Annotated in this window: 13 protein-coding genes, 3 tRNA genes and 2 other annotated features; of the genes, 15 read left to right on the top strand and 1 reads right to left on the bottom strand. The window is 28.4% G+C overall.

The window, feature by feature from the left end; all coding sequences use genetic code 11:
* The first annotated feature begins 65 nt into the window (after positions 1–65).
* From AYC61_RS15250 to AYC61_RS15220, 7 genes are all read left to right on the top strand, one after another.
* A tRNA-Phe gene (locus AYC61_RS15250) sits at positions 66–141 on the top strand.
* Positions 142–157: 16 nt separating this feature from the next.
* Positions 158–232: transfer RNA gene (locus AYC61_RS15245), tRNA-Gly, on the top strand.
* A 15-nt stretch (positions 233–247) separates the two neighbouring features.
* Positions 248–321, top strand: a tRNA-Cys gene (locus AYC61_RS15240).
* Positions 322–639: 318 nt separating this feature from the next.
* Positions 640–1,386: a DUF6873 family GME fold protein gene (locus AYC61_RS15235; protein WP_066504292.1), complete on the top strand. Its 747-nt coding sequence runs from the start codon at positions 640–642 to the stop codon at positions 1,384–1,386.
* 68 nt (positions 1,387–1,454) lie between these two features.
* The gene (gene ytxC, locus AYC61_RS15230; RefSeq protein WP_066504289.1) at positions 1,455–2,360 is read left to right on the top strand and encodes a putative sporulation protein YtxC; all 906 of its coding nucleotides are present in this window, start codon (positions 1,455–1,457) and stop codon (positions 2,358–2,360) included.
* A 192-nt stretch (positions 2,361–2,552) separates the two neighbouring features.
* Entirely contained in the window at positions 2,553–3,158 is a 606-nt protein-coding gene (locus AYC61_RS15225) for a DUF445 domain-containing protein (RefSeq protein WP_066504282.1), read from the top strand.
* A 612-nt stretch (positions 3,159–3,770) separates the two neighbouring features.
* Positions 3,771–5,450 (top strand): carbon starvation CstA family protein, encoded by a 1,680-nt coding sequence (locus AYC61_RS15220; protein WP_066504279.1) that lies wholly within the window; start codon positions 3,771–3,773, stop codon positions 5,448–5,450.
* 153 nt (positions 5,451–5,603) lie between these two features.
* On the opposite strand, the gene AYC61_RS15215 is transcribed toward AYC61_RS15220, so the two are convergent.
* A complete protein-coding gene (locus AYC61_RS15215) occupies positions 5,604–7,163 on the bottom strand; it encodes an ATP-dependent metallopeptidase FtsH/Yme1/Tma family protein (RefSeq protein ID WP_066504276.1) in 1,560 nt (519 codons plus the stop codon).
* Between the two features lie 559 nt (positions 7,164–7,722).
* Positions 7,723–7,849: a sequence feature (ribosomal protein L20 leader region), on the top strand.
* 93 nt (positions 7,850–7,942) lie between these two features.
* Here AYC61_RS15215 and infC point away from each other — a divergent pair.
* From infC to pheS, 8 genes are all read left to right on the top strand, one after another.
* Positions 7,943–8,434 carry a translation initiation factor IF-3 gene (gene infC / locus AYC61_RS15210; RefSeq protein ID WP_242866814.1) on the top strand — a complete coding sequence of 164 codons (492 nt, stop codon included), beginning with the start codon at positions 7,943–7,945 and terminating at the stop codon, positions 8,432–8,434.
* 25 nt (positions 8,435–8,459) lie between these two features.
* Complete coding sequence (gene rpmI / locus AYC61_RS15205; protein WP_066504272.1) at positions 8,460–8,654, top strand: 50S ribosomal protein L35; 195 nt, start codon at positions 8,460–8,462, stop codon at positions 8,652–8,654.
* Between the two features lie 30 nt (positions 8,655–8,684).
* The gene (gene rplT / locus AYC61_RS15200; RefSeq protein ID WP_066504269.1) at positions 8,685–9,038 is read left to right on the top strand and encodes a 50S ribosomal protein L20; all 354 of its coding nucleotides are present in this window, start codon (positions 8,685–8,687) and stop codon (positions 9,036–9,038) included.
* 603 nt (positions 9,039–9,641) lie between these two features.
* Complete coding sequence (locus tag AYC61_RS15195; RefSeq protein WP_066504266.1) at positions 9,642–11,000, top strand: TrkH family potassium uptake protein; 1,359 nt, start codon at positions 9,642–9,644, stop codon at positions 10,998–11,000.
* 12 nt (positions 11,001–11,012) lie between these two features.
* Positions 11,013–11,663: a potassium channel family protein gene (locus tag AYC61_RS15190; protein WP_066504263.1), complete on the top strand. Its 651-nt coding sequence runs from the start codon at positions 11,013–11,015 to the stop codon at positions 11,661–11,663.
* Positions 11,664–11,672: 9 nt separating this feature from the next.
* Complete coding sequence (gene rlmB, locus AYC61_RS15185) at positions 11,673–12,497, top strand: 23S rRNA (guanosine(2251)-2'-O)-methyltransferase RlmB (protein WP_066504256.1); 825 nt, start codon at positions 11,673–11,675, stop codon at positions 12,495–12,497.
* 75 nt (positions 12,498–12,572) lie between these two features.
* The gene (locus AYC61_RS22305) at positions 12,573–12,662 is read left to right on the top strand and encodes a YqzL family protein (protein WP_156456481.1); all 90 of its coding nucleotides are present in this window, start codon (positions 12,573–12,575) and stop codon (positions 12,660–12,662) included.
* A gap of 62 nt (positions 12,663–12,724) precedes the next feature.
* Positions 12,725–12,946, top strand: a binding site (T-box leader).
* A 622-nt stretch (positions 12,947–13,568) separates the two neighbouring features.
* On the top strand, positions 13,569–14,591 hold the full coding sequence (gene pheS / locus AYC61_RS15180) for a phenylalanine--tRNA ligase subunit alpha (RefSeq protein WP_066504253.1): 1,023 nt from the start codon (positions 13,569–13,571) through the stop codon (positions 14,589–14,591).
* Positions 14,592–14,612: the final 21 nt, after the last annotated feature.

Below are 14,612 nucleotides of genomic sequence, written 5' to 3'. Positions count from 1 at the left end.
GAAAAACTATTGACTTTATATAATAAATGCTGTATACTTAGTTTTGTTGCTAAGGAAAATGTTTAGCCCAGATAGCTCAGTCGGTAGAGCAGGGGACTGAAAATCCCCGTGTCGGTGGTTCGATTCCGCCTCTGGGCACCATATTTGAAACGAGAATGCGGAAGTGGCTCAGTGGTAGAGCATCGCCTTGCCAAGGCGAGGGTCGCGAGTTCGAATCTCGTCTTCCGCTCCATAATAAATTTAATATGGCGGCATGGCCAAGTGGTAAGGCAGAGGACTGCAAATCCTTTATCCTCAGTTCGAATCTGGGTGCCGCCTCCATGAAGAACTCCTGAAAGGGAGTTTTTTTAGTAGAGAAACCAAATATGGATTTTAAGCTGAGAACTAAAATCTGTGATTTTATGTGAGTCGCTTATTCATATGAATGAAATGAATATGAGGTACAGCTTTCGCTTACTCCTAGAAACGAAGTGAGTAGGAATTTATCATAAAAATCAACCTTTTTATATATAAAGGTTGATTTTTTATGTAATTTTATGTATAAAAAGATTATAATAAAATTAAAAGATAAACTTAGCCTTACGATTTTATATTACCAAGTTGTAAAGATGTAAGGGTAAACAATAAAGGAGTTTTAAAATGGAAAATCCCTTTTTAATGAATAAAAAAGCAGATTTACTAATAGTTGATGCAAGAGTAGATGAATCAATTATTAGTAATCTAAAAAAATATAATGTAGAAATAATAAAAACTATTGAATGTAAAGATATTTTAGAGCCTGTAGCATATCATCCAGATATGGTAATCCATCCAGTTAACCATAATACAATTGTTGTAGCCCCTAATGTTTATGATTATTATAAAGAGGTTTTATTTAAAAAACCAATAAATATTATTAAAGGTGAAAAATTATTAAATAGAAACTATCCTGAAGATATTGCATATAATGTAGCAAGAGTTTGGAAATATGCTGTCCACAAAGTGAAAAACATGGATCCAAAGCTTAAATTCTATCTATTGAAGGAAGGATTAGAATTTATAGATGTTAATCAAGGTTATTCTAAATGTTCAACAGCTATAATTGCGGATAAAGCAGTAATTACATCAGATAATTCAATATATAAAGCACTTATAAAACAAGGTATAGATGTGTTGCATATACAAGAAGGTTACATAGACTTATTAGGGTTTGATTATGGATTTATTGGAGGAGCTACCTCTTGTATAGGAGGCAATGATGTTATTCTTTTTTCTGGAGATTATACAAGTCATTCTGATAAATTAAAAATTAATAATTTTATAAAAAAAAATAGAAAATCATCAAAAATTTTAAGTGACAAAAAAATAATTGATATAGGGTCAATTATTACTTTAAGGTACAATTAATACTATGCTTTCTTATGAATATAGCACTTGTAAAAGCATAAACTACTACTACAGAAAGGAGATGCAAAATGGAATTTCTTTCAATTGCTTTTAAAGTAAATGTAAATCTGGTAGATAGTATTTTTAAAAAAAATCTTAGTAGTCTCGAAGAATCAAATCAAATTTATAAAAAAATTGATCAAGTTGGAGGTACTTACATCTATAATTATTACACAAATAATAAAAATTATGATAATAATTTAAACTCAACTTTTTTTGATGGTTTTTCATGTGGGTTAGTAGATGTCATTTTTGAAGTTTATAAAAATAAGATATTAAATGATAAGATTAATTCATATTGTCACTATTTTGATGAGGATGAAAGAAGCATAATAATTCACAAAATTGATGAAATAATAAAAAAAGATAAAATAAATGAAGATTATGATTTAATACAAAATAGAATAAAAGTAATGGATGAGATAAAGTCATATTTTGAAAATAGTGATTATATGATTATAGAAGGTTTTATAAATTTTCGCTTAAAATTTTTCCTGGAATTTTTAGACAATATTTTCGAAAAAGCGGTAGAAGAGTATTTTGTAGAAAAAGAATATAATGAATTTGTCAAAATTCTTAGATATTTTGTTGAGATACAAGAGTCAAAGATGGATGTTATAAATGTAGTGCTAGAAAGAGATGGCAAGTATATATTATATGATGACAAAGATCAAGTTATTAATAATGATTATTTAGAGGAAATAGTAGAAGAATTATCTGAGAATGATATAAATTATGATGATTTATTAATTAGTTCATTAATAACTATAGCACCAAAGAAAGTTATCATGCATATTGATGAACATAGAGATTTAGATGGAATAATTAAAATAATAAATAATGTATTTGAAGATAAAGTTGAAATATGTAGAGAATTCAATTTTTGTTCATCAATAATAAATAAGTTAAAAGGAATATTAATAAAGGAAAAATAGGCACGAATATGTGCTTATTTTTTTTAGCAGAGAATTGAAATGTAAAAATAATTATAAACAATTATAATTAAAATACTAAAAATTTCTATTATTTTAAGTACAAACTTAAGAATCTTTATAAAAGGTCTTATATAATATATCTGTTTATGTTATAATAATATAGTTTATATTTTATACAAAAGAGGTGAAGACATGAATATCGTTCTAGTTCTAAGTATGTCTATTATTGGCGCTATCATTGGATGGATAACAAATATAATAGCTATAAAACTTATATTTAGACCATATAAGGCTATAAAGATTCCAGTTATTAATTTTGAATTACAAGGACTTATCCCAAAAAGAAGGATAGATATAGCAAAAAGCATTGGTGATGTTGTAGAAGAAGAGTTACTTGATATCAAAGAGATTTTTGAAACAATAATAGATGAAAAAGAAATTAGAAGCATACAAAAATCTATAAAAATTAAAATACTTAAAATACTTGATGAAAAAATGCCAAGTATTATACCAAGTATGTTTAAGAGTAGTATAAAGACTTATGTATCTGATCTTGTTGACAAAGAAGGACATAAAATGATAGAAGAATTTATACAGGAAGCTATGGATAAAGCCATTGATAAAATATGTATATCACAGTTAGTCGAGGAGAAAATTAATTCATTTGATATTGCGAAAATAGAAGAAATAATAATATCATTAGCTAAAAAAGAATTAAAGCATATAGAAGTATTAGGTGGAGTATTAGGATTTATTATAGGTTTATTTCAAGGTATTATTGTATTACTTATAAAATAGATGACAAAAAATAATTTACAATATATGTATGCAAATGAAATAACAGCTCTTTTCTGGCGAAAATTAAGAGAAGTTTAAAACCAGAAAGGAGCATTTTTTATATGTATAATAATCAGAAATCATTAATAAAAATTAAGGGAAATATACCATAACAATAAAATGGGGATAAATAGAATTACTAATATTAATAGTAGGAAGAGAATATGTAAATGAAATGAATATTAAGGAAATAAAACTGTAAGGGGAAATGGTTTATGCAGAAAATCTTTAAAATTTTATATAGTTTTACAAATGTTCATAAACCTAAATTGCTAAAAGCAAAATATATTGTTTTTAGCAATTTTTATTAAGTAGAGAAAACAATTCTTATTTGGTATATGTAAATATTATATACAAAATTATTTATAGTAAGTCAATATCTTTAAAGAATTTTAATAAAAATGTAATAGTTTCGTAATAAATCAATGAAAAATAGTTGAAAATTTAAAACAAAGTAATATAATAGAAATATAAACAAGTATTATAAATTATGCAATTGTTTTAATTATTGAATACATTATAGAAATTTTGCTTCTATATGTATATAAATAATTTAAAAAAGGAGGGTAATTTATGAACGCTTTGATTTTAGCTATTCTAACATATGCTGGATTTATTATAGCATATAATACTTACGGTAAATTTGTTGGCAAAAAGCTTTTCGAGATTACAGGACAAAATGTTACTCCCGCTCATAAAATGGAAGATGGTTTTGACTATGTTCCGACCAAAAAGAAAATATTATTTGGTCACCATTTCACATCAATTGCTGGTACAGGACCAATAGTTGGACCTGCTATTGGAGTTATATGGGGATGGGTTCCAGCAGTAATATGGGTAGTTGTAGGTTCTATTTTTATGGGAGCTGTACATGACTTTGGCGCTTTAATTATATCATCCAGAAATAAAGGAAAATCTTTGGGAGATATAACAGCAGATATAGTAAGTCCAACTTCCAGAAAATTATTTTTAACTGTAATATTTTTCTTATTATTAATTGTAATTGCAGTATTTGCAATGATCATAGGAAAATTATTCATCATGTATCCAGCTTCTGTATTTCCTGTATGGATGGAGATTCCGATTGCTTTAGTTTTAGGATATTTAGTATACAAGAAAGGTAAAAATGTTACATGGTTATCAATAGCTGCTATTATTTTAATGTATATTACAATATGGATTGGTGCTAAATATCTTAATGATTTTACTATGCCTAGCATTTTAGGATTTTCTCCAATTATAGTTTGGGTTGTTATATTAATGATTTATGCATATATAGCATCAGCACTTCCTGTTCAAACATTACTTCAACCTAGAGATTATATAAATTCACATGAATTATTAGTGGCAATGGGATTATTGCTTTTAGGTTTAGTAATCGTACATCCTACTATTGTTGCACCAGCAGTTAGGACGAATGTAGAAGGTGCACCATCTATGATGCCTTTCTTATTTATTACTATAGCTTGTGGAGCTATTTCTGGTTTTCATAGTCTGGTGTCATCGGGAACTTCTTCTAAACAGCTTGACAATGAACAAGATGCAATGCCAATAGGTTATGGTGGAATGTTACTAGAAGGTGCATTAGCAATATTGGTTATATTAGCTTGTACAGCAGGTTTGGGAGATTCAGCTACTTGGACAGCTAGATATGTAGATTGGTCTAGTGCAAGTTCACTAGGTGCTAAATTAGGTGCTTTTATTGATGGTGGAGCATCCTTTGTTCAAGGGTTAGGGTTAAGTGCTGCATTTGCTAAAACAATCTTAGCAGTATTTGTAGTTAGTTTTGCAGCTACTACACTTGATACAGCTACAAGAATTCAAAGGTATGTTGTTGCAGAAATAGCTGAGTCAATGAATATCAAACCTTTAACTACTAAACATGGAGCTACTTTATTTGCTGTAATTACAGCTATATTGTTGGCAATGGCTAAACCAGGTGGAGCAGGTGCTATGATTTTATGGCCATTATTTGGAGCTACCAACCAATTATTAGCTGGTCTTGCTCTTATGATAATTACTGTTTACCTTGCAAAGAAAGGAAAACCGGTTATTTTTACAATTATACCTATGATATTTATGATGTTCATGACTGGATGGGGAATGATTGATAACATTATAGGATTTTTTGGAAAATCTGAATGGTTACTATTTGTTATTGGCATAGTTATTATAGTTTTGGAAATTTGGATGATTATAGAAGCAATAAATGTAGTTAAAAAATCTAAAAAAGAAAAGAAAGTAAAAGCATAAATAATTGAGTAAAAAAGCTGTGATAGTTTTGTCACAGCTTTTTTGTGTGCTAACAAAGTTGATTATTAACACATTAATAGTCTTATAATTATTTATTCATTCTTTTCATTATAGAATGAGAGAAGTTTCTATGTTTCATTTAAAAAAAATTATTTAAGTGACTGTTGTGAAAATATTTTCTTTAATGTTGAAGCAGATATTCTCTAATTCTTCTGAATCCATAGTCTCATGTTCTAATAAATATGAAGAAATCTCATGAAGTAGTTTTATATTTTCTTTTATTATGTTAACAGTTTCTTCATAAGAAGAATCAATGATTTTTTTTATTTCTTTTTCAATTTTACCTATATTATAATACTTATATTTGTCTTTTATTGCTATATTACCAAGCAAACTCATGCCGTAATCACATACCATTTTATCTGCTATTTCTGTAGCTTTAACAAGGTCATCTTTTGCACCAGTTGTTATTTCATTAAATATTACTTGTTCAGCAGCTCTACCACCAAGTAGTACTTTGATTTTATTAACCAACTCATTTCTAGTGTGTAAATATCTTTCTTCGTCAGGAAATTTTAAAACATATCCTAAAGCCTGACCTCTAGGAATAATTGATATTTTTTGTATCATATCAACACTTAGTATTTTTCCAACAATTGCATGACCAGATTCGTGGATTGCAACAACTTTTTTTTCTTTCTCTAATACAGAAGGATGTTTTATTTCTAAACCTGCAACTACTCTTTCTATAGCCGAATTGAAATCTAAGATATCTATTTTGTCTTTATTGTTTCTAACTGCTAATATTGCAGCTTCATTAGCTATGTTTGCTAGTTGAGCGCCTGAAAAACCATGTGTTTTCTTAGATAATTCTTTTATTTTAACACTTGAATCTATTGGTTTATTTCTAATATGAACCTTGAAAATTTCTTCTCTAGCCTTTAAATTAGGGTTACCAACGAATATATGCCTATCAAATCTCCCGGGTCTAAGTAAAGCTTCATCTAAAAGATCTAACCTATTTGTTGCACCAATAACTACAATATTATTGTTATCATTGAATCCGTCCATTTCTACTAATAATTGATTTAAAGTTTGATCTTTTTCATTATTACTATCAAGATTTCTTTTACAGCCTATAGCATCTAGTTCATCAATGAATATTATACTGGGAGCGTTTTTTTTGGCCTTTTCATATAAGGTTCTTATTCTTTTAGCTCCAACACCAACATATTTTTCGACAAATTCAGAACCACAAGAATATAAGAAAAATGAATTTGTTTCACCAGCTACAGCTTTTGCTAATAATGTCTTCCCGGTTCCAGGAGGACCGTAAAATAGAATGCCTTTTGGTATTTTTGCTCCCATTTTTTTGTATTTCTCAGAATTGTTGATGAAATCGATTATTTCATGGAGTTCTTCCTTTATTTCATCAAGTCCAGCTACATCATCAAAAGAAACGTTAGAATTGTTTTTATCCTTCGTGTTTTCTTCTAAATTTTTTTCTGTAGATATAGATGATGGTGCTAATTGAGGATTTCCATCTAGTTTTAAATAATAAACTAGCAAAAAAATAGTTAACGCCCATACGGAAATTCTAAATAATGAATCAAAATGTGAATTGAAGTTGCTAATAAATAAATTTTCATATGCTACGAAAGATGATATAACCAAGCTGACTATGAATAAAATTAGAATTACTTTTTTTTTCATTTACTTCCCACCTTATTTGTCGAATATAAAGTATATTTTATTTAATAAACCCACATTATCCAAAGCTTTATGAATAATCATAGCTTAGCAATTACAATAATCAAAAATTGAGGTTAGTTATTCATCGTGTACATGTGTTTTACTATTTATATTTAGTTTTATATTTAAACTACTTTTATTTTATGGATAATATGGATTATATACTTTTTTGTAATAATAGTTTAACCAAATCACTTAGTAATATAAGTAATAGAATAAATACAATTTAAAATTATTAATATTTAAAAAAATGGAAATTATGTTCAAATAAATATTGTTGATAAATAATATATTTTTATGTGAAGGGTAAAATAAATATAGGATTCTGTGATTTTGCATATTCAAATTTGTATAATTTATAAACTCGTGTATAATAGATAATAAACCCGGGTAATTCAAAACTATATAGCATATTATCGGGAGTTATATAAATAATCAGGGTTAATATAAACTTTTTAACTAATATTAATAAAAAAATGTTGACATATTTGCATTTGTAGAATATAATGAACTAGTATTGAAAATAAAGCAGAGGTTATCCGCTTCTCACCTTATAGCGAGGCTAATAAGGTAATAATAATTTATATTATAGTACTTAATGTGTTTATAATGCGGATGATGTTTATTATCCGTTTTTTTGTTTTATAAAGGGTTTGATGTATTTTTATCAAAAGTTTGTAATATGTTTAGATTGTTATGTGAATATATCAAGGAGGTGTCTAAATATTAAAGATCTTCAAATTAATGAGCAGATCAGAGAAAAAGAAGTTAGGTTAATCGACTCAGAAGGTAATCAGTTAGGTATAGTACCAGTTATGAGAGCTCAAGAAATGGCTGATGAGAAAAAGCTTGATTTAGTAAAAGTAGCTCCAAATGCAAAACCACCGGTTTGTAGGATAATGGATTACGGGAAGTATAAGTATGAGCAAGCTAAGAAAGAAAAGGAATCCAAGAAAAATCAAAAAGTTATTAACATAAAAGAAATAAGATTAACTCCAAGGATTGACGAGCATGATATTGTAGTTAAAACCAATAAAGCTATTAAATTCTTACAAAGTGGAAATAAAGTAAAAGTAACTGTTAGATTTAAAGGAAGAGAAATGGGACATACAGGAATAGGTAAAGAAGTACTTGAGAAATTTGCTGAAATGACTTCAGAAGCAGGTATTATTGAGAAAAAGCCTAAGCTTGAAGGAAGAAATATGACGATGTTTCTAGTATCAAAGAATTAGTTATATTTGAGAGGAGGAAAAATTAATGCCAAAAATGAAAACACATAGAGGAGCTGCTAAGAGATTTAAAAAGACAGGCAGTGGGAAACTAAAAAGAGGAAGCAACTACAAAAGTCATATATTAGGAAAAAAATCATCTAAGAGAAAGAGAAATCTTAGAAAGGCTAAACTTGTTAGTACTAGTGATTTTAAAAGAATTAAAAGTTTAATGCCTTATTAGAGCAGAACAAAGAGAAGGAGGTAGATTTGAATGGCTAGAGTAAAAAAAGCAATGAATGCTAAAAAGAAACATAAGAAGATTTTAAAATTAGCAAAGGGATATTATGGTGCTAAGAGCAAATTATATAGACCAGCTAATCAAGCTGTTATGAAGTCACTTAGCTATGCATATACAGGAAGAAAATTAAAAAAGAGAGATTTCAGAAAACTTTGGATAGCAAGAATAAATGCTTCTGCAAGAATTAATGGAATGTCTTATAGTAGATTTATAAATGGTTTAAAGAAAGCAAATGTACAAATTAACAGAAAAATGTTATCAGAAATGGCGATATTTGACGCTGAAGGATTTAAAGAGTTAGTTGAATTAGCAAAAGCAAATATATAAATAAAAAAAGTTCCGCTATCGGGGCTTTTTTCTAATCTATAAGGAATTTTAAATTTTGGAGATAAAATTCATTTCCATAAATCTTGATTATTCATATAACTTTTAATGATGTGCTGTATAATTCTGAATAAGAAGATTACAGTGAGTTCTAAAGTATACTTAGTTGGAATGTACGTTATTTCATGGACATTTTATAATCAGAAGGTTTAAAAAAATGAATCTCCTATTTAGTTCCTTCAAAGGAGTAAGTGACTTACATAAAATCACAGATTTTAGTTCCCTACTAAAAATCGTGATTTGGGTTCACTGCTCATAATTTTCTATGAATAATCGGGCTTAATATATTGTTTCCAAAGTCTTTTTAAAGCAAAACAGAAAATTATTACAGTTATAAATTGCATTATACATAGATAAATTGAATAAAAATCGTTCTTTACTCTATATTATCTATTATTTATTTGTTATTACTTTTAAACAATGCAATTAAGTGGTATAATAATGTAATAATTAAAACTAAACACAAAAATTTCATGATTAGATGGGATAAATAATGTGAACATTATAATTATTATGCTATAAGGGTTTTGATAGTGAGAATAGGGGATGATTACTATAGATAACAATACAACAATAGAGCAATTAAAATTAAATCCAGCACAGGTGCTTGTTTTAGGCTTTGGAGCATTAATACTTATTGGAGCAACTTTTTTAAATTTACCTGTTGCATCAGTAAATGGGAAAAGCATAGGCTTTATAGATGCATTATTCACTTCGGCTTCAGCTGTATGTGTTACTGGCTTAGTTGTAGTAAACACCGCTGCACATTGGTCTATGTTTGGTAAAATCGTAATTTTAATATTAATACAAGTTGGCGGTTTAGGGTTTATGACAATGGCAACTTTAGTTGCACTTATCTTAGGAAGAAAAATAACTTTAAAAGATAGACTTATAATACAGGAAGAACTAAACCAGTTCACATTATCAGGATTGGTAAAGCTCACAAAATATGTAATAGTATCAACTATTATGTTAGAATCACTAGGTGCTTTTTTTCTATCTTTAAAATTTATCCCTATATATGGTCCTTCTACTGGTATATGGTTTGGAATTTTCCATGCTATATCTGCATTTTGTAATGCAGGATTTGATTTAATAGGAAGCAGTATGGAACCATTTGTAGATAGTCCAATTGTTAATATAACAATAGGGTTACTAGTTATTATAGGTGGACTTGGTTATACAGTGTATATAGATATAACGACTCAAAAGAATTACAAAAGATATTCTTTACATACAAAGTTAGTGCTAATAGTTACAGCGATATTATTAGTAATTGGTTTTTTTGCAATATTTTTTCTTGAATATAACAATCCTGATACATTAGGCAGCTTATCTTTTGGTGGAAAATTAATGGCGGCTTTATTTCAATCAATAGTTCCTAGAACAGCAGGGTTTAATAGTATAAATATGGGAGCAGTGACTAGTACAAGTGCTTTTATAATTATAATATTAATGTTTATTGGTGGTTCACCTGGATCAACAGCTGGCGGCATAAAAACTACTTCAATAGGTGCTATAGTTCTTGCTATAATTTCTGTTGTAAGAGGTAAAAATGATGTTGAAATATTAAAAAGAAGAATATCTATAGAATTAGTCTTTAGAGCATTAGCAGTTACAGGAATTGCATTTTGTATAGTTTCAATAGTAACTATGATATTGACGATAACTGAATCAGGAGCTTCTTTTTTAGATATAGTATTTGAGACAGTATCCGCATTTGCTACGGTTGGATTAAGTAGAGGAATAACACCTAGTCTAACAATAATAGGAAGATTAGTTATAACTATAACAATGTTTATTGGAAGATTAGGACCATTGACAATGGCATTTGCATTCGCTAAGAAGAGAAATAATAATAAAGGCGTTTATAGATATGCTGAAGAGAGAATAATAGTTGGTTAGGAGTGTGATTTTGTGAGACAATTTGTTGTTATAGGATGTGGAAGATTTGGCACAAGTGTAGCTGAGACTTTATATAGTTTAGGTTACGATGTTTTAGCTATAGATAAGAGTGAAGAAAGAGTGCAAGAAATATCAGCTAAGGTAACACATGCAGTTCAAGCTGATGCAATAGATGAGAATACATTAAGAACACTTGGAATTAGGAATTTTGACGTTGCAGTTGTAACTATTGGTTCAAATATACAAGCTTCAATAATGGCAACGTTGATAGCTAAAGAATTAGGAGTTAATAATGTAATAGCTAAAGCACAAAATGAACTTCATGGAAGAGTACTTGAAAAAGCAGGTGCTGATAGAGTTGTATTCCCTGAAAGAGATATGGGAATGAGAGTTGCTAGAAATCTAGTATCATCTAATATACTTGATTATATTGAATTTGCTCCAGATTATAGTATAGTAGAAATTAGTGCTATAGCAGACTGGGAAGGCAAAACATTAATAGAACTTCAACTACCTTTGAAATATGGTATAAATGTAATTGCTATTAAACATGGTAAAGACATTAATATTAGACCATATGCAAAGGATGTTATTGAAAAAGACGATATATTAATTGTAATAGGTAGTGATAAAGATTTAAAAAATTTGGAAAAGAATAGTTAGGTGTTGCAAATGAGCAATATAATAAGTAGTCCTACAAACAAATTTATAAAACAGATAAATTTACTAAAAAAAAGAAAAGAACGATGGAAAGAACAAAAATTTATTGTTGAAGGTCTACGATCTGTTCGTGAAGCTGTTACTGGTGAAGCTCAAATAAATTACATATTATACTCAGAACAACTAATAGATAAAATAGATGGAATAGAATTATTAGATTTATGTAAGAATAAAAAATATAAAATATATGAAATTGAAAATAAACTTATGAAATATATAACAGATACTGAAAATCCACAAGGCATTATTGCAGTAGTAGATTTTAACATAATAATAAATGATGTAAATTTAACTAATAAGAATAATTTTATAGTTATTTTAGACAGATTACAAGATCCAGGCAATATGGGCTCAATTATCAGAACTGCTGATGCATTTGGAGCAAATACAGTTATCTTGACTAAAGGTTGTGTAGATATTTTTAATCCTAAAACTATAAGGTCTACAATGGGTTCAATATTTCATATAGATATAGCATATTTTGAAAACAATCAAAATTTATTTAATAAACTTAAAGAAAATAACATAAAGATTATGTCAACTGCTTTGGATACTGATCTTAGTTGTTATGATGTTGATTTTAAAGAGGATTTTGCTATAGTTATTGGAAACGAAGCTTCAGGAGTTTCTAAGGAATTATTTTCTATATCAGATTATAAAATTAATATACCAATGCAAGGCAAGGCAGAATCACTAAATGCAGCAATAGCTTCAGGTATTCTAATGTATGAAGCTTCAAGACAAAGGCGAAATATTTTGAAAAATTTGAAAATTTAGTTTACATATTACTTGTAATTTTTATAACCTCGTGCTATAATTTATGTAAATAGTATTGAAGGGGTGTTTATCATTATGATTGATGCAAATTTGTTTTGGAATTTATTTAAATTGACAGGGTCGGTAAATGCCTATATACTTTACAAAGAATTATTAGTAAGTTAAATACAGATTATTTATAAAAATAAATACTATTGTTCAAAGTTATATTAGGATAAGTAGTAAATATAAAAGCTATGAAAGAGAAGAGTAGGTATTAAAAATCTTATAGAGAAGAAATGTCATCGGCTGAAAGCATTTCTAAGATGTATAATATTGAAGTTCACTCTTGAGCTGCTTGGTTGAAATGGTAGTAGACTTAGTCGGTAAAAGCCGTTATTTTATTGAGAGATGCATTATTTGTAATGTGTTATTTAGGGTGGTACCGCGGAGTAACCTTCGTCCTTATATATATGTATATATATATGTATATATAAGGACGAAGGTTTTTTATTGGTTGAAATGAATCAAAATGGCGAAATTCGGCGTTATTATCATTTTCACGACTAATCACGTATTGAAATACGCTCATATCCGCGAAAATGATAATGCCTTGAATTTCACACATTTTCATTCATTTCATCACTTTGAATGGTGAAATTCGGCGTTATGAGCAGGGAACTAAAATCTTTGATTTTAAGCAGAGAACAAAATCTTTGATTTTTGTGAATCGCTTACTCATACGAAGAATGAGTAGGAGTTACAACTTTGTCGCTTACTCATACGAAGTAGGAGTTTCATATGTTTTTTACGACTAATCGTGAGTAGAGAACAAAATCTTCGATTTTTGTGAATCACTTACTCCTAGGAGCGAAGCGAGTAGTGAGCTACATCATAATACGCTCATATCCGTAAAAAATTTAATGCCTTGAACTTCACACATTTTAATCCATTTCATCACTTTGAATAGTGAATTTCTGTGTTATGAGTAGAAAGCTAAAATCTTCAAACATTTTAATCAGTCAGATAAACTGTTTAAATATTAATCAATTAACAGAAGTATTTAATAGAGTAAGGGAAGGAGAAGTTTGTATGAAAGAAAAAATTAATGAAATTAAGAGTATCGCATTACAAGAAATTGAAAAAGTGTCTGAATTAACAGATTTAGATGCTATTAGAGTTAAATATTTAGGTAAAAAAGGTGAATTAACACAAGTTTTAAGAGGTATGGGTAAACTTTCAAAAGAAGAAAGACCATTAATAGGTGAATTAGCAAATGAAGTTAGAAAAACTATAGAAACTGAAATGACTCAGTTAAAGCAAAAATTAAAAGATAAAGAACTTTCAAAGAAGCTTGAAAAGGAAAATATAGATATAACACTTCCAACTAAAGAAGCTAAATTAGGCCACAGACATCCACTTATGAAGGTTAAAGAAGAATTAGAAAATATATTCTTAAACATGGGTTTCAGTGTAGTTGAAGGTCCTGAAGTTGAAACTGTCTTTAATAACTTTGATGCATTAAATGCTCCTGAAAATCACCCATCAAGAGATATGTCTGATACATTCTATATAACTGATAATATACTTCTTAGGACACAAACATCGCCTGTGCAGATAAGAGCTATGAAACAGTTAAAGCCACCAATTAAGATAGTATCAGCTGGTAGAACATTTAGATTTGATGATGTAGATGACACTCATTCACCAATGTTCCATCAACTTGAATGTTTAGTAATCGATAAAAATGTAACTCTAGGTAATTTAAAGCATACGATAGATCTTTTTATTAAAGAGCTATTTGGAGAGAATATGAAAACTAGATTTAGACCACATGATTTTCCATTTACAGAGCCAAGTGCTGAGGTTGATGTATCGTGTCATAAATGTATGGGAGAGGGCTGTGAAGCTTGTCATGGCACTGGATGGAGTATGGAATTATTAGGATGTGGTATGGTTCATCCAAATGTTTTAGAAAATTGCGGTATAGATTCAAAAGAGTACAGTGGTTTTGCATTTGGATTAGGTATTGATAGAGTTACTATGGTTAAATATGGGATTGATAATATTAGACTGTTATTTGAAAATGACATGAGATTTTTAGATCAATTTTAATAAAAATTAATAATAACAACA

The organism is Abyssisolibacter fermentans, assembly GCF_001559865.1.
GTDB lineage: Bacteria > Bacillota > Clostridia > Tissierellales > MCWD3 > Abyssisolibacter > Abyssisolibacter fermentans.
Note: the sequence above shows the minus strand (reverse complement) of the source record. Positions and strands in the feature narration are given on the sequence as shown.